The following is a 23,929-nucleotide window of genomic DNA, read 5'->3' as shown; positions in this document are numbered from 1 at the left end:
GGTTATTGAAGCTTATTTAAACCTACATGTATTAATGCCTTTTTAATTTGTTCTAGGTTATTACCAATACTGCTTTGGATTGCAGCAGTAATTGTACCTTCAACTATAGCAGCATCTACAATTGACACTTTTTTCTGTATTTCAGAATCTAAATATTCAATGGCCATTTCTGCATTCATTAATGCGCTACCTAAATCAAATATGATTAATACACCATCTTTTGAATACACTTCATTTATTGAACTAATGATTTTCTCGATATCTGTACCAATTCTGCCATCTAAAGTTCCGCCTGCTGAGGCCATTGGTACATTTGGTGCCATTTGACGTGATAATTCTATCAAACCTTCTGCAATTTTGCTACTATGAGATACTATTACTATACCTACCATGGATACCCTCCCTAATTAAAATACTGAAAAACTATAAAATCATTTTAGGGATTCATATACGGTTTCAAAAATAATATAACTTGAAGTAGCCCCTGGATCTTGGTGACCAATGCTTCTTTCACCAAGATAACTTGCTCTACCTTTCTTTGCAATAATTTCTTTTGTATGCTGTACTCCTTTATATGCTGCTTCTTTTGTAAGTTTAAGTGATTCTGTTGATGAGAGATTATTGTCTACTGCTGATTTTAAAGCTTCAAGGGCAGGTTCTATAGCATCTATCATAGTTTTATCACCTAATTGAGCTTTACCTCTCATTTTTATTCCGGCCAAAGCTTCTTCAAGTATTACTATGAAATCATTTATTGTTAATTCGCTTTTACCAGCAACAGCTACACCAGCTTTCATAAATGCTGTACCATAAAGGGGGCCAGAAGCACCGCCTACGTTTGAAATCAAAGCCATTCCAGTTTTCTTTAGAATATTACCTATATCTTTTCCATCATCATTTTTGATTTTTTCAACTACAGCGGAAAATCCTCTACTCATATTTAACCCGTGGTCACCATCACCTATAGCTGCATCAAGCTCAGATAAGAAAGCTTTATTCTCTATTAACTTGTTATTTACTTGTATCAAAAAATCTATAACTTCTTTGCCTGAAACACTCATTGCAATTCCTCCAGTTTTATTTTATTACTTTGAATGCAGGTGTATTTGCTGTCTCATCTAACAATTCTTTCAACTCGCTGTCTAGTTTTATAATACTTATTGAAAAACCTGCCATTTCTAGTGCGGTCATATACTCACCGACAAAAGTTTTATGAATCTTTATTCCTTTTTCAGAAAATATTTCATTCACTCTCTTGTTTACAATATACAATTCCATCTGTGGAGTAGAGCATAATCCATTTATCAATACAGCTATTTCTTCACCTTTTGAAATAGGCATATCTTCTAATATTTTTCCAACTAGATGGTTTGTGATTTCGTCTGAGGTTTTAATTTCTTCCCTATGAGTTCCTGGTTCACCATGAATCCCCATACCTATTTCCATTTCATTTTCTGTTAATGAAAAGTTTGGCTTTCCAGCAGCAGGTACAGTACAAGAAGTAAGTGCCATACCCATACTTCTTACATTTGAGATTACTTTTTCTGCAACTGATTTTACTTCTTCTAAGGAAGCACCTTTTTCAGCTTTAGCTCCAGCTATTTTATGAACAAATATAGTTCCAGCAATACCTCGTCTACCAGATGTGTATAAGCTATCTTCAACGGCAACATCATCGTTTACGATAACAGATTCAACTTTCATATCTTCCATACTAGCCATTTCTTGAGCCATTTCAAAGTTCATAACATCGCCACTGTAGTTTTTGATTACCAATAATACACCTTCTCCGCTATCTACTCCTTTTATAGCTTCTAAAATTTGATCAGGTGTTGGGGCGGTGAATACTGATCCTGAAACAGCAGCATCTAACATACCTTTACCAATATATCCAGCATGAGAAGGTTCATGACCACTTCCTCCGCCGCTAACTAGCGCTACTTTCTCTTTAATAGGTGAATTTTTTCTAACTAGAACATTTGTATTATCTAATTTTCTAACATATTCATGGTGGGCAGCTACAATACCTTTTAACATATCTTCAACTACTAAATTAGGATTATTGATTATTTTTTTCATTCCAATCCTCCTTAAAGTATTATTTTATATTATTTCTACTGAACAGCATTGATATTAGTAATAATCACAATTGTTTAAATAGTTCAACAATTCCATGTTATCATATAACTTAATTCTCAATCAAGTAAAGAACTATTGAATTAGATAGTAAATTCATGTAGACTTTTCACATAGAAATTATTTTGAATTAATTTGAAGGCAAGGTAAAAAAGCTTTCGTCAGTAATAGTGTGAGGGAAGGAGGGGACCATGCAAAGTGTAGATGATATCATTATAAAAAAAGCAGCAAACGGAGACAAGGATGCTTTCAGGATAATTGTTGAACAGTATAAAAATCTTGTTTTTGGGGCTTGCTATAAAATTGTTCAGGATCCCCATGAGGCTGAGAATCTAGCTCAAGAAACCTTCTTGAAAATATATAAGGCACTTCCTCAGTATCGGTATCAGGGGTTTAAAACTTGGGTGATGAGGATAGCTGTTAATAAGGCTATTGATAGCAAACGAAAGATGAAGAAACTAAAAGAAAGAGAAATGAACAATGTAGAAGTCTTGGAGTATATTGAAGATCCTAAAATGTCAGTAGGAGAACAACTTGTGAAAAAAGAAGAAGCATATCAGCTAGCTTTATGTTGCAAGGAACTTCCAGAAAAATATTCAACAATAATCAATCAATATTATATGGAAAACAAGAGTTGCAAAGAAATATCTATAGAACAGAATATTAATATAAAAACTGTTCAAACGAGACTTGTAAGAGGAAGAAAATTATTAAAAGATAGGTTAGAGGGGGTGATTTCTAAATGAAACAACGTGAAAACTTAAATAAAATACATATAAATGATGGTGTATTGCTTAAATATTTTAGTCATGAAGCAAGTGAGGAAGAAGAATCTATTGTTGAAGAATTGTTGTTAAATGATGATGAAATCCTTGAGAAGTATGTTTCTATGTTAGAATCCTCAATAAATACTGATGAATATCTTTCACATAACTTCACTGATAAAGTAATAGAATCTGTGATTATAAGAGATAGAAATTTGAAGAAAAACAGAAGAGTAAACTTAATTACTTATTATGTAGCTGTTGCTAGTATTACAATCATGTTTTCAGTTACCGGTGTGTTTGATAGAGTTTATTCAGGCATAAATTTTAATGCTGAAGCAATTGAAAATAGTTATGAAACTCAATCAAAAACAGATATTAGTAATAAAAAATGGACTGAAACATTGGCAGACAAAACGACAGTTTTTATAGATAATTTTAAAATAATAGGAGGTAAAGAGGGTGAATAAGAGAAAAAGTAAGTTTTTAACATTTTTATTTTCGTTTATACCAGGATTAGGCCATGTGTATTTAGATCATTCTGCAAGAGGAGCGATTTTTTTCATGGCTGCAGTGGGGGATGTATTGTTAACAATTTTTTTAGGTATAACGGGATATTTTTATGAGCCGATAACATTAGTAGCACTACCAGTGATTTGGTTAATCGGACTAGTTGACAGTTTTATATTAGTAGATAAAATAAATATGTCAGCTGATATTAATAGAGCATCAGGAAATCAAATGAGTGTATTTGATAATAATGGATTTAAGAAAGAATCAAATACAATGAGTACAAAAGTACTTTTATCTACATTGATGTCTGTTGTGCCTGGTTTGGGTCATATGTATTTGGGCTTAATGAAGAGGGGAATTCAATTAATGGCCGCATTCTTTATAGCTTGGTACTTTGTAAATAGTTTAAGGGTATCAGCATTTATGGTCTTAATACCAATCGTTTGGGCATATAGTGTTTTTGATGCAATGCATAAAGCTTCATCAGAAGAAGAATTGGAAGATGAAGATTTATTCGCTACTATACCTGGGCTAACAAAGAATATGAGCAAAATTATTGGTTATATTTTGATTTCAGTTGCCTTTATAATGGTTTTCCAAAGCGTTGCTATACCATTAATATCTGACTATATAGGATATAGGTTGGGTGAATATTTCAGAACAATAATCATAGCACTTGTTTTCTTTATTGGTGGAATCAAGTTATTAAGAGATACGAAGAAAGAAGACAAAAATACTGCAATTTCTGAAAGTGTAATTGAAGAGGAGAGTACTGAAAAAGAAAATGAACCAAATAGTATGAATGAAGAAGATACTGAAATCATAGAGACTATAAATGCGGTAGTGTTAGCAGATTCTCCTGGAGTGGATAGTACTCAAATGATTAATGTTGAAGATATTATGAATAGAATAGAAAATGAATAGACTTAATAAAAAGCTGACGTTGACGTCAGCTTTTTATTAAGTTTTAGGTATTTTAGTTATTGACGCATAAAAAAAAATATGATATTCTTTATTAGACGACCGGTCTAATAGGAGTTGATATTTTGAACAAAAGAGAAGAAATTATTACGATTTCAGCAGATCTTTTTCATAAGTATGGTTATAGCAATGTAGGTTTAAAAAAAATACTTGATACGGCAAATATTCCAAAAGGAAGTTTTTATCACTATTTTAAAAGCAAAGATCAACTATTGATGGAAGTTATCAATTTTTTTGTGGAAGAAATGTTTAGTATTTTAGAACAATTTCCTCAAACGATTGATGGATTAAAAAGTTTTTTTAACGCTTATTTTGACAGATTTGAATCTTTGAATTTTACAAGAGGATGTCCAATAGGAAATTTTGCACTTGAATTATCTGATGTTAATGAAGGGGCAAGAGATTTAATGGAAAAATGGGCTAATAGATTAAAAGAGCATATAAAAAAAATTCTAGTTTCTGAAGGTTATGAAATTGATGAATGTGAAAGTATAGCTTCTTTTATGGTTTCTGCTTTTGAAGGTGTATTATTAAAGGCAAAAATTGAGAAAAATAAAAAGCCTTTAGATGAGTTTACAAAGTTTATTTTCGATAAAATTTTAATTAAAATGGAGGAATAGAAGATGAATATTAAAGAAAAAATAACTAAAATTTTGGATGAGACATCTCTAATGAGAATTGCAACAATTAGTTTAGAGGGAATGCCAAAGGTTAGATCAGTCGATTTTGCAAGAGATTTAGAAGACGAATCTAAAATATATTTTATGACTTTTAAGAACACAAATAAAGTAAAAGAACTTTCTTCTAATAATAATGTGCATATAGTTGTAGATAAAGAAGCAAATTCTATAGAAGAATTAGCACAAGTGTTATATTTAAAAGCATCTGGACAAGCATTTTTGGTTGAGACACAAGAAGAAGCACAAAAAGCTATGGGATTTATTATGAAGAAATATCCATACCTAGCTAATTTGCCAGGAGATCCAAGTATGATGGCATTTTATAGAGTTGATTTGAAAAATGTATTTGTTACAGATAATAATGTACAATTTGGACATACAGAAGAGTTAAGTTATTAATAATTTTTTCCTAAAATATATTTAATCTCAGCAAAACTTTTAGATTACTAATTTTATATATTAAATAAAAGATTTTAAAAATTAACCTTGCAAATGATAACCATTTTCATTTATAATGTAATTAAGCTAATGAATGGTTTATTTTCTAGGAGATGATGAGATGGTAGGTAAAATTATTACATATTTAGTAACGACACTTATTATTATCTATACAATATATATTTTAGTGAAAAATTTAAAACAAAAATTTAAGGGTAAATGTGGAAGCTGCAGTTCATGTCCTCATGAAGATAATTGCCCATCTAAGAAAGAGTAGTTCAAAATGACAAAACACCAAACGGTTATATAATGACCCTTGGTGTTTTTGTTTGCTTTTTATATAAAGTTGAATTATAGTTATCTTATAAATATCATTTCAAAATGGAATTTAAATTTACTATAGTTATCGAATCCTTATCAAACTGGACTAATCCTTCATTTCTCATTTTATTCAACTCTCTGGATAATGAAGTTCTTTGTATACCCATTCTTTCCGCTAAATCTTTTTTTGTCATATTTAATTTTATATTATTAGATTTCTGAAGGTAGTATTCATAAGTCAAAAAATCTGTAATTGATTCTCTGATAGATTTCATATGTATGGATTTGATTTTACTTGTGAGAATAATAGTTTTATCTGATATTTCTTTTAGGTAATTAATTAAGAAATTTTTATTTGCTTGGCAAAAAGTTAAAACTAGTGATTTATCGATATGGAGGATTTTAGTATCAACCTTTGCAATAATGGTCATAGGATAAAAAGGTGATTTGGCATATAGCAAGTTACCTCCGAGTATTTCACTTTGAGAAAATTCAGAAACAGTGAGTACATTTCCGTTAATATCAACTTTCTGAACAGTTATCTTTCCCTTTAATATCACATCTAGTGTTGTACATTTTTCACTTTCGAAATGAATCATAGAGTTCTTTTTATAAAAGGAAATTTTATATTTATCTATATTAAATAATTCCTCTAGTTCTTTAGAAGAAAAATCTGAGAATATATCAAGTGTTTTTAATAATTGAAAGTAATTTTCTATTTTCATGTAAACCCCTCCCTAATAGACAAACTGATTCTAAATTTGCGTTAGCTAAAAAAATATCACAGAAAAATTATACCATTATTAAAAAAGAGTTACCATGGTAACTGTGTTAATCTATGAAATATTCTATCATTAACTTAATATAGAAAATGATTATGTTTAAAATAGTATTGAATTTTCCAGTTTACAATTCACAGGTGACAGATGCTAGGTGACAGTGTTCAGTTTACAGTTGACAGTAGTGGATACTTTCACTGACGTGAAAGGTTTTAATTTTAAAAAAATTAATAATTCCTTTTGCATCAGCAAAAGATCATTTACTGTCAACTGTATACTGTCAACTGATAACTAAAAGAAGGGGAGAGTTATATGGATATTTTCACAATTAGTTTATGGATTATAACGGGGAGTGCTTTCGCATTTTCAATGAAAAAGGATAAGAAAAAAACTTTGAATTCTATAAAAATGGCTAGAAGTATGATGGGAAACATGGTAGGTGAGATAGTTGGAATATTATTTTTGATAGGAATAATGCTAACATTTGTGCCACCAGAAACTATCAAAACGGTTTTGGGACAGTCTAATGTTTTTATTTCTACGATAGTTTCGGCTTTAGTTGGTAGTGTTACATTAATTCCAGCTTTTGTAGCATTTCCTTTAGTTGGTTCCTTCGTTGATATTGGGGCAAGTATAGTTCCAGCAGTAGCATTTTTGACAACATTAACAATGGTAGGAGTTGTTACTTTTCCACTGGAAAAAAAAGAATTTGGACTTAAATTTACATTAGTGAGGAATGGGTTAAGTTTTATATTTGCAGTAATTATTGCATTAGTTATGGGGGTGTTGATTTAAGATGAAAATGTCTCAGAGTCTAAAGTTACAAAGCTTTAAGAAGAATAAATTACTTATTTTTGTAGTATTAATATATATAGGTATGTTTATGGTTATGAGAGAAAAAGCTGTTCAATCTTTTCATAATAGTATGTATTATGTCATAGAAATGATAGAAATAATACCCGTTATTTTCATATTAACATCATTAATAGAAGCATGGGTTCCCAAGAAAGTAATCATGAATAGCTTTGGGAAAAATTCAGGGGCAAAGGGATGTATATATTCATTTTTGATAGGTAGCTTATCAGCAGGTCCGATATATGCAGCTTTCCCTATATGTAAAATGCTGTTGAAAAAAGGTGCAAGCATTATGAATATTGTAATCATTTTAAGTGCTTGGGCAGTTATAAAAGTGCCTATGTTAGCAAATGAAGCAAAATTTCTAGGTATCAAATTTATGGGTTTTAGATGGATACTTACGCTAATTTCAATAACAATAATGGGGTATGTGGTTTCAAAAATAATTGGAGACGGTTCACAAATTTTAGCAGAAAATAAGCAAAAAATTGGGGACGGTTCAGAAATTCTTGAAAAGGACAGGGGTTCTCGTATATTGATTGATAGGCAGTACTGTATTGGTTGTGGAGTTTGTGTTAGACTAGCGCCGAAGAAATTTAAGGTACAGGATGGGAAGGCAATTCTTATTGATGATTTGTATACAGAAGATATGAAGTTAAAGATAAAAAAAGTAGTTGATAATTGCCCTACTCATGCAATTTCATATATATAAAAATAAAATGCTAATATAAAAATTTTCATAGCCTTTAAAAGGACCTTGTTTACCCCTATTTGAAATTGAAGATTTGCAAAAATTCAAAAATGAAAATGGAGGTATAAAAACGAGGAAAAAAAGTGCATCAAGATATGTGAGAGTACTGTGGCTATTGATTATTTTATTTGTTATAGTTTCGGGCTTTAGACAATTTTTTATGGATCCGACAGAAATTCTAGAGGTATCTTATTTTGATGGTTTTGGCACTTTACGTATTAATAAAATAGATAAACTTCCAGCGGATAAATCCCTTGGTTTGGGAAAATTTATAACAAAAAAAGTAGATAATGATAGAAAATATTCATGGTATGTTAATCAAGGAGATACAGGGAAATTTTCTAGTACAAATTGTGGGCCAGCTTGTGCTGAAATGATTGGGAAGTGGATAGATAAAGATTTTCAAGGCACAGCAGAAGAAGCAAGAAAATTAGATTATTGCGATGAAGGTGGTTGGTTTACTGAGAATATACAAAATTATTTAGCAACGTATGAAATAGAATCTAGGATTGTAGCGAATGTATCTAAGGAAAAGATAATTATTAACCTCCAAAATGGAAATATTGTAGTTTTAGCTTTAAAAATTGGTGACATTTCTTTAAATGATCCGAAAAAGAACAGTGAACATACTGGAAGATTTTATGAAGCAGATGGAGGACATTTTATAATAGTTAAGGGTTATATAGTAGTTGATGAAGTTACTTATTTCAAAGTATATGATCCTAACAGCTGGGAATATGTTTATGGTGATGATTCCCCAATGGGAAAAGATAGATACTTTTTGGCTGATGAAGTGGTAGAAGCATCAAAAGTTTGGTATGATGAATTGTTACTGATAAGGCCAAAATAACAATAAATAAAATAGAAATGGTATAAATGAAAGATATATATCTAAAATTGCTAACGAAGTTATTTGTTAGCAATTTTTTTATAATATCTATGTTTTTACAACATAAAATACTTAAATATGATAATCGTTTACCATTTCAATGTGGCAATTAGTTTATAAGTTTTGGCATTTAATATAAACATTTTCAATGATATAATGAACCTACAATCTTAATTATCGATAATTAATTGTAGTATTAGAGAAGTGTGCTTTTCAACAAAAGAATATACTATATTATATTATGAGGTGAAAACATGAGAGATATGAAAGAAAAATTACAATCGTTTTCAGGTTCAATGATGATTCCTATTATTTTACTTGTAATAGTAGGTTTTTATGTAAGTATTGCTAGTTCATTCACAGGATATATTCTGACAGAGGGAACGCTTTTATATACATTATTCTCTGTTATTTCTAGTATAGGTTTTATGATTATGAGATATTTACCGTTTTGGTTTGCAGTTGGTGTTGCATTTGGTTTGGCTAAAAGAGAAAAAGGTTGGGCTGCTTTTAGTGGACTTATAATGTTTATGTCTTTTAATACAGTTATAAGCACTTATGCAGGTGCGCAAGGGTGGAATGCTGATACTACAACAGTTACTCACTTGGTTGAAAATTTAGGATGGGCGATGGAAAAAGCTCAAAACTATAATGCTTTATGGAAAGACGTTGCAGGGATTTTTACATTTGATATGGGAATTTTCAGTGGTATACTTACAGGTATTGTTACTGCAGCTATTCATAATAAATGGTACAAGAAAGAGTTACCAAATGTATTTTCATTCTTTAGTGGTCCAAGATTTGTAGTTATATTAATTACATTATTTGCAATTCCATTAGGGATAACTACTTATTATGTTTGGCCAGTAATTGCGGCTGGTTTGCAAGGGCTTACTAAGTTAATAACTACATCAGGATTGTTTGGAACTTTTCTTTTCGGAGCAATGGATAAAGCGTTATTGCCATTTGGAATTCATCATTTAATTGCGTTCCCAATAGAATATACACGTGTTGGTGGAGTAATGGAAATCGGTGGAATTGTTTATGAAGGAGTTAGAAATATTATTATTGGTCAAGCTGGTTCACCAGAAGCAACTGGCTATATAGTACGTAACTTTACTACAGGTAGAATTTTGTTCCAATTTGGTGGACTTCCAGGAGCAGCAGCGGCAATATATGCAACTGCAAAACCTAAAAATAAAAAAATGGTAGCATCTATAGTTATCCCTGCAGTAATCACTGCAATGTTTGTAGGAATTACTGAACCTATTGAATATACATTCTTATTTGTAAATCCTTTATTGTATTATTTAATACATGTACCATTAGCAGGGATTGCATATATATTAACTGAAATTACAAATGTATCTATCAATGGACACGCTGTGTTTTTTATGATACCAAACTTATTCCAACCGCATAAAGTACATGCATTGTCACTTTTAATATTAGTACCAGCTTATTTTGCAACATACTTCTTCGCATTTAAGTGGGCGATTCTTAAATTTAATATTCTTACACCAGGAAGAAAAGATGATGATAAAAATGTTAAATTATATTCTAAGAGTGATTATAAAGAAAAACAAAAAAACGATAAAGAGAATTCAGATAATTTAACCATTAATATAATTAAAAATTTTGGAGGAAGAGATAATATTGAAAGTGTTACTAATTGTGCGACTCGGTTAAGAGTTACGGTTAAGGATTCTTCATTAGTATCAGAAGACTCCATTTGGATCGAAAGTTTACAGGCTAAAGGGGTAGTGAGAAACAATAAAGGTTTTCAAATTATTTATGGTCCAAGAGTAATGACAATTGCAACAAATGTAAAGGATGAATTAAATATTAATTAAATTATAAATAAGAGGCATTCTTTCGAGAAAGCCTCTTATCTCGCTATAATTTATTTTATAATAAGGTGGGTGAATAATGACTGATATTGTCATGAAAAAGTTACAAGCTTATAGATTGGATATGAAAAAAGATATAGCTGAATTAATTGCTATTAACTCCGTAAGAGATTTAACGACCAAGAAAGATAATGCTCCATTTGGTGCTGGCATTAGACGGTGTTTTGATAAAGTGATAGAATTTGCTAAAAGGGAAGGCTTTAATGTAAAAGATTTTGATGGATATGCAATGCATATTGAATATGGACAAGGACTAGAAGTTCTTGGTATTCTATGTCACTTAGATATAGTAGGTATTGAAAACCGAGAAAAATGGAATAGTAATCCATTTGGTTTAATTGAAAACAATGGGTTCTGGTATGGTAGAGGCATCAATGATAACAAAGGTCCAGTGGTTGGCTGTTTGTACTTATTAAAGATTTTAAAAGAGCTAAATTATCATCCGAATAAAAAGATTAGACTTATTATTGGGGGAGCAGAAGAAACTACTTGGGAATGTATGACGCATTATTTTAAATATAATGAAATGCCGACTTATGGCTTTTCACCAGATGGGGACTTCCCAATTATTAATTGCGAAAAGGGTATTGGATACTATCATTACCATGGAAAAAAGAGAGCAATCAATAATGGGGTTTTTAACATTATTTCAATTAAATCTAATGAAGATATAACTAGAGTATGTTCACATGTTGAGATTTGTATAGAAACACAGCTAGCTGATAAGTTAGTAAATTCTATTTCATATAAAAATATAAATATTAGTATTGATAATAATAGAGTAACGCTTATTTATGAGGGAACATCAGCTATTGGTAGAAATCCTCATAAGGGCGATAATGCAATTTTTCAATTTGTACGAGATTTCAAAGAAATAGATGGTTTAGATTCACGAGGAAGAGAATTGGTTGATTTTTTATATCGATATTTTGTAGATTCCATTTATGGCGAAAAACTTGGACTTTATTATAAAGATGAAGAAACAGGACATACTACAAATAATCTTTCTTATGTATTATTAACTCAAAATGATTTTAAAGTTTCATTTGATTATAGATATCCAAAGGGTATAGACTATGTAAAGATTATGGAAAGGCTCAAAGAAATAGGAATTGAAAATGAATTAGAGTTAGTGACTATAAAGGAAATGCCTCTACTTTATGTATCACCTGATAGTGAGTTGATTAGCGCTTTGAAGACAGCTTATCAAAATATAACAGGTGATATACCACAATTGTATTCAAAGGGAGCAGCTAGTTATGCTAGAGCATTAACACAAGCAGTTGCATTTGGACCTACATTTCCATCTGAAATAGCCAACTCACATAAACCAAATGAATGTATCAAAGTAGATGATTTTATGAAAGCATTGAGCATATATGCTGAAGCGGTAAGACTACTAAGCTAGTGCTGTTAATATACTTATAAATGAATATTTTCAAAATTTTTAAAAATGAATTCAAATTATACGAGGTGATATTATGACTGCAAGAGTTTTTCAAATTATCAATATGTTAATTAATACAAATGATATTATGACGATTGATTACATTGCCAAGGAATTGAATTTTTCAAATAAAACTATTAGAAATGATCTGAAGAGTGTGGAAAATTTGTTAGCAGAAAATGATTTGAAGCTTATTAAAAAAACAGGAACTGGCATTTATATTGAAGGTGACGAAAAAAATAAATTAAAGATGATTTGTAATATTAAATCGTATAAACAAGTAAATTTACAATATTCATCTAGGGATAGGCAGTTATATATTTTAAATCAACTTTTGGCAAACAATAAAAAAACAACAACTAGTAGTTTGCAAAATGAACTTTATATTAGTAGACCATGTGTTTATAAAGATTTGGAAAAAGTTAAAGAATGGTTAATGGAAAAAGACATTGACTTGATATTTGATAAGGGAAAAGGATTCGTACTTCATGCTGGTGAGAAAAGAATTAGAAAGGCTATTTTTGATCTTTTTCTTATAAGTGAAGATTATGATGAAATAGTTGATATGCTTGAAAGAAAAAACAACTCTGATAATGTTAATTATGCTTCTATAAATTATTTTTCCTATTCACAAAAAGAAGATATTTTATGGATTGATTATGAAAAAGTGAAAAAAATTATTTCAGGTCTTGAAGAAAAGTTGAATGTTAAGTTTATAGGTACTGATTTAACGAGGTTAACAATTAAATATTCTTTGGCTATTACAAGGATGCTAGATGGCAAATTTGTAGATATGAAGGATTCTACTTTAAAAGGACTTCAGGAATTGAGTGAGTATGAAAAAATGTTCGAAGTAGCTAAAGAAATTGAAGAAGAATTTGATATTGAAGTATCAGAAGAGGAAATAGGATATCTATTTGGTATTACAATAGTATCAAAAACTCATTTGGAGGATATTGATTGGAATATAGATGAAAAAACATTAGTAATTAATAAAATTGTTACTCAAGAAATAGTTGAGTTAACAAAAGAAAGTTATAATATATCGGATGAAGTTAACTTTTATAATGGATTAAATCATCACTTAAAGTCTGTTACAAATAAAATTAAATATGGCTTGGATTTTGATAATACACTTGTTGATGAAATTAAAAAGAATTACCCAGATCCTTTTGATATTGCAATGAAGAGCAAATCTATATTTGAAGAATACTATAGTTTTGAAATTCCATTAGAAGAGGTAGGGTTTATTGCTTTGCACATTGCAGCAGCAATAGAGCGTAGTAAAAAACCTCTTTCTACTTATGTGATTTACCATTCAAGTTATAGTGAGATTAAGTTGATGATAGAAATTCTTAAAAATAATTTTAATCAACTTAAAGTTGAGAAAGTGATACCTATTTCTATGATAGATGATATTAATAAGAATGAAGTGGATTTAGTTATTACAACACAGAAATTAGAAGAAGAATTAGATAATAATACGGTGATTTTACCTACAGCATTAGTCTATGATGATATGCAGAAATTCTCCAAGATACTTCGAAATATCTACGAAGAGCAAAATGATAAAGATTTAAAAAAGTACCATAAGTAATGGTAATTACATTTACAGTAGAGAAATAATTATCATGATATACTATGAATATAGACAAAAGAAAATATAAAAAATATGGAATATAAAAATAAGGAGTGATAATATGAAGCACATAAAAATTGCTGCAGGACTAGCTCATGTTAATTATGGACATATTGCTGGTGTTGTAAAGGAAGCTGTAGATGCTGGTGCAGATTATGTACATTCAGATGCTGCAGATATGCATGATTTGAAAAATCTACAAATAATGGGTGGTCACCAAATTATAGAAGGAATTAGACCAGTTACTGATAAGATGATTGAATGTCATATTTATACAGAAACTTGTGATAGATTGTTTATAGAAAAACTTGCAGACGTTGGAACTGATATGTTGATATTACCAGCTGAACACTTTCTTGGTGCACAATTAGCATATATTATGAATTATTGCCGTGAATTTGGTATGAAATTTGGATTAACAGTTGGATGCTATACACCTTTATCTTTTGTTGAAGAATCAATTTATGATATTGATAGATTACACATAGTTACTCATGGAGTAGATGAAACAGATGGTAAGGACAACTGGGGATGGCGTAGAAGTGCAGTTGATCTTGTAAAAAGAGCTAGAAAATTGATTGATGAAAAGAATCCAAAATGTGAATTAGCAATAGATGGTGGATTAAGATATAACAATATGGAGCCATTAATTGAATGTAATCCAGATGTAGTTATACTTTCATCAGCAATCTTTAAACATCCTGATGGTATTGCAGCAGGAGTAAAATCTTGTAGAGAAGCGATAGATGAAGCAGCTAAAAAATTTAATTTATAGAGATAAATTTTTAAGGTGGTAATGAAGAAATGTTTAAAAAACTTTTTAAGAAAAATGAAAAATTATCTTGGTTGGTGCCTTTAACTGGTACGGTTAAATCAATTACTGCTGCGCCAGATACAGCTATTGCAAAAAGAATGTTAGGAGATGGCTTTTGTGTTGATCCTACAAATGGAAAAGTATATTCTCCTGTTAATGGAAGCATAGTGATGGTTTTCCCTACTAAGCATGCCATTGGTATCCAGGCAGATACTGGTCATGAAATATTAATACATGTTGGAATAGATACTGTTAACCTTAATGGCGAAGGCTTTGAAATTTATGTCCAAGCAGGAGATAAGGTACAAGCAGGAGATTTATTGCTTGATGTTGATATTGATAGTATAAAAGATAAAATACCATCTTTAGTTACTGCCGTTGTTATTACTAACTTAGAAGGTAAAACTGTTGAATTATCAAAACTTGGTGAAGCAAAACAAGGGGATGCTATTACTTTAGAAATTATTTAAGTGTTAGTTATCTTTTGACCATGCAAACATAAGTAAACATAGATTTAAATTTCATAATCTAATTGTAAAAATTAGAATGGAATTTAAATCTTTTTTAATTTCTAAATTTTAGTAATAATGTAGTTGATCTTAATAAAAAATACTCATATTAGGAAAATTATTGAAAAATGATTGACAAAATAATAAAGGCGTGTTAATATTATTACAACAAGTAAATAAATTAACATTATGTAATTAAATTAACGTTAGGAGGGGTTATAATGAAATTTATGACGGCAGAACCATTTAGAATTAAAATGGTGGAAAGAGTTAAGAAGAGTACAAAGGAACAACGTCAAGAATGGCTTAAAGAGGCTGGGTACAATGCATTTAAACTGAAAGCGGAAAATGTGTACATCGATTGTATTACAGATAGTGGAACATCAGCAATGAGTACTGAGCAGTGGTCAGCATTGATGCTTGGTGATGAATCATATGCTGGATGTAAAAGTTTTTACAAGTTCGAGGAATCAGTTAAAGATATATTTGGCATGCCATATGTTCAACCAACTCATCAGGGACGAGCTGCAGATTATATTATGTCCCAAATATACGCAAAAAAAGGAAAATACGCTATAGGAAATATGCATTTTGATACATTTAGAGGAAATGCAGAAATTTTAGGAGCCTTAGCAGTAGATTACGTTATAGATGAAGGTATGGATGCAGCAAGTGATCCTCATCCTTTTAAAGGAAATATTGATATAAATAAAATGCAAAGTTTAATAGATGAAAAAGGCCAAGAAAGTATATCTATAGTTATTATAACAGTAACATGCAATAACAATGGCGGACAACCAGTATCAATGCAAAATATAAGAGAAGTTAGCGCTTTAGCTAAAAAACATAATATCCCAGTTGTAATTGATAGTGCAAGATTTGCAGAGAATGCATATTTTATTCAACAAAGAGAAGAAGGATATAAAAATAAATCAATAAAAGAAATCACAAGAGAAATGTTTTCATATTGTGAGACAGCTACAATGAGTTCTAAAAAAGATGGATTAGTTAATATGGGTGGTTTTTTAGTAACAAGAAACAAAGATGTCTTTACAATGGCAAATACAATGGCAATTGTACACGAAGGATTTTTGACTTATGGAGGAATGTCCGGAAGAGATTTGGAAGCACTAGCTGTTGGTCTTCAAGAGGGATGCGATGAGCAATATCTAGAATATCGAATTAAGCAAGTAGAGTATCTTGGTAATAAACTTAAGGAACTAGGCATTCCTATAGTAGAACCTACTGGGGGTCATGGAGTATATGTTGATGGAAGAAGATTTTTTCCACAAATTCCACAGAGTGAGTTTCCATCACAAAGGCTTGTAACTGCACTTTATGAAGAAGCGGGAGTAAGAGCGGTTGAATTAGGAGCTTGCGCTTTTGGATCAAAAGATCCTGTTACCAAAGAACCAATTTGGCCTGAACTTGAAACTATGAGAATAGCAATTTCTAGAAGGGTTTATACCAATGATCATATGGATGTAATTGCAAATGCTCTTGGTGAAATCTATAAAAATAGAGATGAATATAGAGGATTGAAATTAGTATATGAAGGACCAGTTACAGCTTTAAGACATTTCACTGCTGGATTTGAGTTACTATAAATTCAAATTGTATTTCGACATAATGTTAAAGATTCTAGTTGAAAAGTTGATTTATACGTGTCCAAAGTTCGTTTATATTTAGAAATTTTGATACACGTATAAATCTAGTTTTGTTTTGGAATCTTTATAAATAGCGCTGAAGGAGACATTATATGAGACAATAGTTAACCATCATAGGAGAGAGAACCAATTGTCTAAAAGTAACGACAAGGTGTATGGTTTAAATCATATATATTCTGGAAGGAGGCTTTTTATGGAAATACACAGAAAAGAAAAATCTAATATTGGAACAGAAAGGGAACAATGGTCTTCAAGACTTGGTTTTGTTCTAGCTTCAATAGGGGGTGCTATTGGATTAGGGAATGTATGGAAATTTCCTTATACTGCTGGTAAATATGGAGGCGCTTCATTCATCGTAGTATACCTGATAGCTTTAATTTTTATTGCAACCCCATTATTAATAACAGAGTTTGCAATTGGAAGAAAAACGAAATTGAATTATACCGGAGCTCTCAAAAAACTATTTCCTGGTAAAAAATTATATTTATTTGGAATTGTTGGTGTTATAGTTTTAGTAATTCTATTATCATTTTATTTTGGAGTTGCAGGTTGGACAATAGCATACTTTTTTAAATCAATTTTTGGAACATATGCAGGAGCAGCACCAGATCAAGTAGGTTCACAATTTGGAGCTTTTTTAAATAATCCAATGGAATTGTTCTTTTGGCAATTTTTGATGGTAGTAATCACAGGATTTATTGTAGTTAAAGGAATTCAGAGTGGTATTGAAAAAGTATGTAAAATTCTTTTGCCTATACTATTTATTATGATTATTGGTTTGGTAATCAAGGCTGTAAGTTTACCAGGAGCAGGTGCTGGACTAGAATTCTACTTAAAACCTGATTTGAAAGCTCTTACACCTGAAGCAATATTAGCAGCCATTGGACAGGCATTCTTTACACTAGGGGTAGGTTGCGGTAATTTGGTTATATACGGAAGTTATCTAAACAGGAAGAAAACGATTGCAAGCAGTTCTATGATGGTAGCTATGGGTGATACTTTGGCGGCTATTTTAATGGGTTTCATTATATTTCCTGCAGTATTTGCTTTTGGTATTGAGCCTTCTGCTGGACCTCCACTCGTGTTTATTACATTACCTATTATCTTTGCTCAAATGAAGTTTGGTATGATATTTGGTGCAATATTTTATTTATTATTATTCTTTGCTTGTTTAACATCTACAATATGTATATTAGAAGCCATAATTGGATATTTTGTAGATGAATGGGGATGGAATAGGAAAAAAACTGTTTTCATAGGATGTAGTTTTATTTTCACCTTAGGAATTTTTCAGATGTTATCATTTGGTCCGTGGGCAGATGCTAAATTATTTGGAAAAACAATTTTTGAATTATCTGATTACCTAATAACTAATATTTTGCTTCCAGGTGGTGGATTGTTTATGTTGATCCTAGCTGGACATATTATGAATACTTCGGAATTACTTGAAGAGATTAATATTGGGGAAGGTATGAAAGTGAAAAATTACTATAAAATAACAATAAAATATATCGCTCCAATTGCAGTAACAGTAGTTTTTCTACAACTGTTGGGAATAATAAAATTCTAGATACGATTAACAATATATGGAGGTACAATGGTATAATACTATTGTGCCTTTTTATGTTATAATTTACTAGTAATGAATAAAGTTTATCTTTAAATAGAGGGGGAATTCACGTGAATAACTTATCATCATACTTACCAATTGTAAAATTTATGTCGGATTTCTTGGGAGCAGAAGCAGAAGTTTTATTATGTGATGCAGAAAAGAAGCAAGTGATATATGTAGAAAATCCACTTTGTTCTGAAACAAAAATTGGAAGTGAAATTGGTGATTTGGAACAAAAATTTATAGATCAGAATATTTATAAGGAAAAAGATTTTATTGGAAATTATAGAGCTTTTTCAAAAGAGAGAAAGAAATTAAGATCTTCAACTCTTTTTATTAAAGATGACCTTGGTGAGTTGAAAGGTTTGATAACAATTAACTTTAATGTAGATCAGTATTTAGAGTTAAGAGGATTGATTGATAAAATTATTAATGGTAATTCAAAGAATGCTGTTTTAACTGGCGAAAAGAACTTTTACGAAAGTTATAATATGTCATTTGAAGATATGATGAATTCTACCATAAGTGAAGCATTGAAAAAGTTTGATGTTTCTCCAGAGAGATTGTCATACGATGAAAAGATGGAGCTAATAAAAATTTTAGATGAAAAAGGAACATTTTTGATTAAGGGATCGGTAGCCGAGTTAGCTAGAGCATTAAACACTACTGAAACTACAATTTATAGATATATCAATAAATTGGATTAAACACTTTAATGCATATTTTGGTTAAACCACAAAAAGTAAGTTGAACTAATATCAACCACAATTTGTGGATTAACCATAGTTTGAGTAATCAAAATTATTTAGTAATTAGAAAAACCGTATAAAAGAATATATAGCGTAAAAGTTATCGTAACAAGCTTTAGAAATTCTTATTTAAGAAAATAAATTAGAATTTCTTAGTTAAGTGAAGTAGCTTTCTAGCTATATATGCCTTTGTTCTTTTAGCTAAAGATTAAGTTTGTCATAATTATTTAAGAATTTAATTAAGTCTTCTCTTATTATATCTGAGCCATTTTCTAAATTTGATTCGATGTTTATTGAAAGTACAGGATCATGTAGAGATAGTCTCATTAGGCACCAGCCATATTGATTTGCACAACTAATACGAATTCCTTCATAATTATTAGGTACAATACCCCAGCCATCAATGTTCGAAATGTAATCTTCAAAAGATTTAATTATATTATTTCCGTATTCAGTGAAATTATTGCAGTTTATCTTAATTCTAATTTCTTGGGATGACAAAGGTTCATTCAATGAACAAATTAAATCATGTAGATGTAAACCTTCCTTCTTTAGTTGAATCATTTTAATGAGTAACTTTACCACTATATAAGCACCATCATCTAAGAAGTAATTTTCTTTAAATGCAGCATGTCCACTTGTTTCAATGGCTAAATGAGTTTCTCTATTGCTTTCATTTAATCTTATAGCTTCATTAATAACATTTTTATAACCCCGCTTAAATCTATGATGAATTCCACCTAATGATTCAATATAAGTTGTAAGTCCATCAGAAGTTACTGAATCAGTTACTATTGTTGTATTTGGATATTGCTGAAGTATAATATTAGAAATCAGAGCAATAAGTTTATTTCTATTAATTATTTTTCCATTACAACCAACAATGGCAGCTCTATCAACATCTGAATCAAAAATTATTCCTAAATCAGCTTGATTCTCTAAAACACATTTCTTTATTGACAGCATAGCGTCTTTATCTTCAGGGTTTGGAATGTGATTTGGAAAAGAACCATCTGGTTCTAAAAATTGACTACCTTCTATATTGGCACCTAAAGATAATAATACTTTTTTTGCAAAAAAACCTCCGGCGCCATTTCCGGCATCAACAACAACCTTAGTGTTTAACAATGGTTTTTCTTCCCCAGTATCAACTTTTATTTTATTTATTAATAATTCGGAGTACTTAGATATTAAATCAAAATTTGTGACAAGAGTTTTAGTTTGTACTTGAGTATTGCCACAAGCTTCTGTATTATCTAATTTTTCAGTTAAAAGAAGGAGTTCTTTTATTTGATTTTTTTCTAAGCCGCCTTTTTTAGTAAAAAATTTAAATCCATTTCTATTAAAAGGAAGATGGGAAGCTGTAATCATAATAGCCCCGTCAGCTTTTATTCCATCAATAATAGTACTCATGAACATAGCAGGAGTAGAAGCAAGCCCACAGTCGAAAACTGTACAATTTTCATTTATGATACCTCCGATAAGGCTTTGTTTTAAAGGAAAAGCGGATAGTCTACTATCGTGGCCTACCGCTATTTTTATTGTAGATTTCTTTGTTTTTGATTTTAACCATTTAGCAAAACTTGCACCAATTAATTTAGCATGTGCAGGAGTTAAATTGACTTCTTCATTAATGTCACCATGCAAAGCAATTCCTCTTATATCCGTTCCATTTTGTAAATATAATAAATCTTGTTTCATTTGTATTACCTCCGTTTTAACCATATTGCTGTGATTAATTTGATTATAATATAGCTAAAATCCTAGTTTCAATAGAATGAATATAAGGAAAATTTCCTCATTGATATGGCAAATATAATAATTAATTTTTTACCATTTTGATATGGAAATAAAATTATAAGAAAATATTTCGAAAAAGTAGTATCCTTTATAGGTAAAGACAAAATGATACGACAGTGGAGGTAAAGTTATGGAATTAAATAAAAGATATCATGAACAGGGGATTTTATTAGATTACTTATATATTACTTCAGGAAGTTTTCTAATGGCTTTGGCGGTTAATTTATTTCTAAAAGAACATACATTAGCACCGGGGGGAATAACAGGTTTTTCTATTGTTTTGAACAGAGTTTTAGGGATACCTATTGATTTTGTTTATTTTGGCATAAGTATTCCTTTATTGATTTTAGGTATTAAATTTTTGGGAAAATCTTTTGGAATAAAGACTTTGTATATGACAGTTGCAGCTCCGGTATTCTTAAGAATTATACCTCAAACACATGTTACAAATAATATTGTGGTAGCATGTATTGGAGGGGGACTGCTTGTAGGAATAGGTATAGGCACAGCATTATTAAGAGGATGTACAACTGGAGGAACTGATTTAGCAGCAACCTTATTAAATAAAGTAATCCCAGTTATTAAAATACCTGTTTTCCTATTTATGTTTGATGGTTTAGTGGTTATAAGTTCGGGACTAGTAAGTGGTGATTATAGAACTGCTATTTATTCAATGATTTCTTTATTAGTCATTATAAAGACCATTGATTTTATGTTGAAAAAATTCTCGCAATAGTATAAATTTTGATTTAAATGAAACTTATTTTGAATTATAATATTAAATTGAAGGTAGGGGGTATATTGGAAAGAAATATTAAATTATTTGTAACAGATATGGATGGAACTTTATTAAATGATGAACATAAAATAAGTAGAGAAAATTTGATCGCACTTAAAGAGCTAAAGGAGATAGGAATAGATATTTTAGTTGCAACAGGAAGAGCAAATGCAGAAGTTAAAGCATATATAAGGGAATTAGGAATAGATGCTCCGGTTATTTGTTGTAATGGAGGCTATATTACTAACGTGATGACTAAAGAACATATAAGTATAAATGATATAAGTAAAGAATCTGTTTTTAAAACAATGGAATTATGTAGAAAATACAGGATGTCCTATATACTATACGGAGATGAAAATATTTACGTAGATGAGATATCTGAGTTTGTTTTAATGATACAAAACTATAATAAAACACTTCAAGATGAAGACAAAATACCATTGGTCATTGTTGATGATATTAATAAGGTAATAAATAGTGAAGAAAGAGTTGTGAAAATACTTATATCGTGTGAAGGACATGATTTATTCGGAATTGTTGAAAAAGAATTAGAAAAAATAGAAAATACCACAACCTATAAATCTATCGAAAAATCAAAGGTTATTATTGATATTGTGAGTCATGGAGTATCAAAAGGAAATGGAATAAAACAGTATGCGGATTTAAAAGGAATAAAGAAAAATGAAATTATGGCAATAGGAAATGATTTTAATGACATAAGTATGTTAGAGTGCGCAGGCTTTTCTGTTGCAATGGGAAATGCTGAGGAAATAGTTAAATCAAAAGCAGATTATATAACGAAGGATAATAACAATCATGGAGTAGCTCATGCAATAAGAGAACAATTAAGAGAGGGGGGAGTTTATGGACAAGGGTATTAAATTATTTGTTACAGATATGGATGGAACTTTATTGAATAGTGATCATAAAATAAGTAAAGAAAATATTGAGGCATTAAAAGAACTAAAAGAAAAAGGAACAGAGATTATGGTTGCAACAGGTAGAGTAGATACCATGGTTAAGGCATATATAAGACAATTAGGCCTGAAAGCGCCTGTTATATCGTGTAATGGAGGGTTGATCAGAAATATACTAACGAAAGAAACCTTGTATATAAATGAAATAAATAGGGATTCAATATTAAAGGTTCTTCAAATAAGTAAAAAATATAAAGTTCCTTATTTGATTTATGGAGAACATAATGTTTATGTAGATGAGATCACTCCAAGAGTTAAGTTTTTTCAGAAATATAATGAAACTCTTAACGATGAAGATAGAGTACCCATTGTTATAGTTGATAATATTAATGAAGTTATTAACAATGAAGAAAGACTTATAAAAGTTTTAATTGTATGTGAAGATGATAATATAATTAAAATGATGGGGGAAGAGTTAAGTGAAATAGAAGATATCGTAGCTTATAAATCAGCTAAAAATCTTTTTGATATTATGTGTAAGGGAGTATCAAAAGGGAATGCAATAAAACATTACGCAAAATTTAAAGGAATAAAGCATTCAGAAATTGTTGCAATAGGAGACAATCATAATGATATAAGTATGTTAGATGTAGCAGGTATTTCTATTGCTGTAGAAAATGCAGAAGATGTAGTTAAATCAAAAGCAGATTATGTTGCTAAGAATAATAATGATCATGGAGTAGCACATGCAATAAGAGAATATTTATTATATTAATATGAGTTAACTTTAATCGGCATTTTGAATCCATATAAATTAAAGAAAACAGAGAGAGTTTAAGACCTCCCGTCGTGAAACACGACGGGAGGTCTTTTTAGATATTTTTAGAAAAGATATTTGTTTTAATGTATTTAGTCATATTGACAATAGATAAACTTATTGATAAAATAATATCGTACCCTGATATCGAATCACGATA

25 protein-coding genes are annotated in these 23,929 nt (G+C 30.1%); 20 read left to right on the top strand and 5 right to left on the bottom strand.

Annotated features, from left to right (window positions below; genetic code table 11):
• Positions 1–2 precede the first annotated feature (2 nt).
• From dhaM to dhaK, 3 genes are read right to left on the bottom strand one after another with little or no spacing between them, the layout of a single operon-like run.
• Positions 3–392 carry a dihydroxyacetone kinase phosphoryl donor subunit DhaM gene (gene dhaM / locus ACQ3F0_RS11970; protein ID WP_428865492.1) on the bottom strand — a complete coding sequence of 130 codons (390 nt, stop codon included), beginning with the start codon at positions 390–392 and terminating at the stop codon, positions 3–5.
• 39 nt (positions 393–431) lie between these two features.
• Complete coding sequence (gene dhaL / locus ACQ3F0_RS11965; protein ID WP_428865491.1) at positions 432–1,061, bottom strand: dihydroxyacetone kinase subunit DhaL; 630 nt, start codon at positions 1,059–1,061, stop codon at positions 432–434.
• Between the two features lie 16 nt (positions 1,062–1,077).
• On the bottom strand, positions 1,078–2,079 hold the full coding sequence (dhaK, locus tag ACQ3F0_RS11960) for a dihydroxyacetone kinase subunit DhaK (RefSeq protein WP_428865490.1): 1,002 nt from the start codon (positions 2,077–2,079) through the stop codon (positions 1,078–1,080).
• Positions 2,080–2,327: 248 nt separating this feature from the next.
• On the opposite strand from dhaK, the gene ACQ3F0_RS11955 reads away from it, so the two are divergent.
• The 6 genes from ACQ3F0_RS11955 to ACQ3F0_RS11930 all read left to right on the top strand — a co-directional run bounded on the left by ACQ3F0_RS11955 (position 2,328) and on the right by ACQ3F0_RS11930 (position 5,789).
• A complete protein-coding gene (locus ACQ3F0_RS11955) occupies positions 2,328–2,882 on the top strand; it encodes an RNA polymerase sigma factor (RefSeq protein WP_428865489.1) in 555 nt (184 codons plus the stop codon).
• Positions 2,879–3,370 carry a hypothetical protein gene (locus ACQ3F0_RS11950; RefSeq protein WP_428865488.1) on the top strand — a complete coding sequence of 164 codons (492 nt, stop codon included), beginning with the start codon at positions 2,879–2,881 and terminating at the stop codon, positions 3,368–3,370. The genes ACQ3F0_RS11955 and ACQ3F0_RS11950 overlap by 4 nt, the downstream gene beginning before the upstream one ends.
• On the top strand, positions 3,363–4,337 hold the full coding sequence (locus ACQ3F0_RS11945; RefSeq protein WP_428865487.1) for a hypothetical protein: 975 nt from the start codon (positions 3,363–3,365) through the stop codon (positions 4,335–4,337). Before ACQ3F0_RS11950 ends, ACQ3F0_RS11945 begins: the two co-directional genes overlap by 8 nt.
• A gap of 122 nt (positions 4,338–4,459) precedes the next feature.
• Entirely contained in the window at positions 4,460–5,014 is a 555-nt protein-coding gene (locus ACQ3F0_RS11940; protein ID WP_428865486.1) for a TetR/AcrR family transcriptional regulator, read from the top strand.
• A gap of 3 nt (positions 5,015–5,017) precedes the next feature.
• Positions 5,018–5,473 carry a pyridoxamine 5'-phosphate oxidase family protein gene (locus ACQ3F0_RS11935; RefSeq protein ID WP_428865485.1) on the top strand — a complete coding sequence of 152 codons (456 nt, stop codon included), beginning with the start codon at positions 5,018–5,020 and terminating at the stop codon, positions 5,471–5,473.
• A 160-nt stretch (positions 5,474–5,633) separates the two neighbouring features.
• Entirely contained in the window at positions 5,634–5,789 is a 156-nt protein-coding gene (locus ACQ3F0_RS11930) for a FeoB-associated Cys-rich membrane protein (protein ID WP_428865484.1), read from the top strand.
• Between the two features lie 94 nt (positions 5,790–5,883).
• Here the strand turns inward: ACQ3F0_RS11930 and ACQ3F0_RS11925 are convergent, their stop codons facing one another.
• Positions 5,884–6,558, bottom strand: a complete 675-nt coding sequence (locus ACQ3F0_RS11925) for a Crp/Fnr family transcriptional regulator (protein ID WP_428865483.1) — start codon at positions 6,556–6,558, stop codon at positions 5,884–5,886.
• A 366-nt stretch (positions 6,559–6,924) separates the two neighbouring features.
• On the opposite strand from ACQ3F0_RS11925, the gene ACQ3F0_RS11920 reads away from it, so the two are divergent.
• The 11 genes from ACQ3F0_RS11920 (at position 6,925) to ACQ3F0_RS11870 (ending at position 19,412) form a co-directional block, all read left to right on the top strand.
• Positions 6,925–7,407 (top strand): permease, encoded by a 483-nt coding sequence (locus ACQ3F0_RS11920; RefSeq protein ID WP_428865482.1) that lies wholly within the window; start codon positions 6,925–6,927, stop codon positions 7,405–7,407.
• 1 nt (position 7,408) lies between these two features.
• Positions 7,409–8,179 (top strand): permease, encoded by a 771-nt coding sequence (locus ACQ3F0_RS11915; RefSeq protein WP_428865481.1) that lies wholly within the window; start codon positions 7,409–7,411, stop codon positions 8,177–8,179.
• A 73-nt stretch (positions 8,180–8,252) separates the two neighbouring features.
• Positions 8,253–9,068, top strand: a complete 816-nt coding sequence (locus tag ACQ3F0_RS11910) for a C39 family peptidase (protein ID WP_428865480.1) — start codon at positions 8,253–8,255, stop codon at positions 9,066–9,068.
• Between the two features lie 293 nt (positions 9,069–9,361).
• Positions 9,362–10,960: a PTS transporter subunit EIIC gene (locus ACQ3F0_RS11905; RefSeq protein WP_428865479.1), complete on the top strand. Its 1,599-nt coding sequence runs from the start codon at positions 9,362–9,364 to the stop codon at positions 10,958–10,960.
• Between the two features lie 76 nt (positions 10,961–11,036).
• A complete protein-coding gene (locus ACQ3F0_RS11900; RefSeq protein WP_428865478.1) occupies positions 11,037–12,425 on the top strand; it encodes a Sapep family Mn(2+)-dependent dipeptidase in 1,389 nt (462 codons plus the stop codon).
• Positions 12,426–12,498: 73 nt separating this feature from the next.
• Positions 12,499–14,061, top strand: coding sequence for a BglG family transcription antiterminator (locus ACQ3F0_RS11895; protein WP_428865477.1), 1,563 nt, complete (start codon positions 12,499–12,501; stop codon positions 14,059–14,061).
• Between the two features lie 103 nt (positions 14,062–14,164).
• On the top strand, positions 14,165–14,878 hold the full coding sequence (locus ACQ3F0_RS11890; RefSeq protein ID WP_428865476.1) for a ribulose-phosphate 3-epimerase: 714 nt from the start codon (positions 14,165–14,167) through the stop codon (positions 14,876–14,878).
• A gap of 29 nt (positions 14,879–14,907) precedes the next feature.
• The gene (locus ACQ3F0_RS11885) at positions 14,908–15,387 is read left to right on the top strand and encodes a PTS sugar transporter subunit IIA (RefSeq protein WP_428865474.1); all 480 of its coding nucleotides are present in this window, start codon (positions 14,908–14,910) and stop codon (positions 15,385–15,387) included.
• A 260-nt stretch (positions 15,388–15,647) separates the two neighbouring features.
• Entirely contained in the window at positions 15,648–17,033 is a 1,386-nt protein-coding gene (locus tag ACQ3F0_RS11880; protein WP_428865473.1) for a tryptophanase, read from the top strand.
• Between the two features lie 253 nt (positions 17,034–17,286).
• Positions 17,287–18,663, top strand: coding sequence for a sodium-dependent transporter (locus ACQ3F0_RS11875; protein ID WP_428865472.1), 1,377 nt, complete (start codon positions 17,287–17,289; stop codon positions 18,661–18,663).
• A 110-nt stretch (positions 18,664–18,773) separates the two neighbouring features.
• Positions 18,774–19,412, top strand: coding sequence for a helix-turn-helix transcriptional regulator (locus ACQ3F0_RS11870; RefSeq protein WP_428865471.1), 639 nt, complete (start codon positions 18,774–18,776; stop codon positions 19,410–19,412).
• A 243-nt stretch (positions 19,413–19,655) separates the two neighbouring features.
• Here ACQ3F0_RS11870 and ACQ3F0_RS11865 read toward each other — a convergent pair whose 3' ends face one another.
• A complete protein-coding gene (locus tag ACQ3F0_RS11865) occupies positions 19,656–21,155 on the bottom strand; it encodes a phosphohexomutase domain-containing protein (RefSeq protein WP_428865470.1) in 1,500 nt (499 codons plus the stop codon).
• 229 nt (positions 21,156–21,384) lie between these two features.
• On the opposite strand from ACQ3F0_RS11865, the gene ACQ3F0_RS11860 reads away from it, so the two are divergent.
• From ACQ3F0_RS11860 to ACQ3F0_RS11850, 3 genes are all read left to right on the top strand, one after another.
• Entirely contained in the window at positions 21,385–21,990 is a 606-nt protein-coding gene (locus ACQ3F0_RS11860) for a YitT family protein (RefSeq protein ID WP_428865469.1), read from the top strand.
• 65 nt (positions 21,991–22,055) lie between these two features.
• Positions 22,056–22,916 (top strand): Cof-type HAD-IIB family hydrolase, encoded by an 861-nt coding sequence (locus ACQ3F0_RS11855; RefSeq protein WP_428865468.1) that lies wholly within the window; start codon positions 22,056–22,058, stop codon positions 22,914–22,916.
• Positions 22,900–23,727, top strand: coding sequence for a Cof-type HAD-IIB family hydrolase (locus ACQ3F0_RS11850; protein ID WP_428865467.1), 828 nt, complete (start codon positions 22,900–22,902; stop codon positions 23,725–23,727). The genes ACQ3F0_RS11855 and ACQ3F0_RS11850 overlap by 17 nt, the downstream gene beginning before the upstream one ends.
• Positions 23,728–23,929: the final 202 nt, after the last annotated feature.

Origin of the sequence: Clostridium sediminicola (genome assembly GCF_050402865.1) — a bacterium.
Classification (GTDB): domain Bacteria; phylum Bacillota; class Clostridia; order Clostridiales; family Clostridiaceae; genus Clostridium_AF; species Clostridium_AF sediminicola.
The sequence above is the reverse complement of the archived record's forward strand: the minus strand, read 5'-3'. Positions and strand labels throughout refer to the sequence as shown.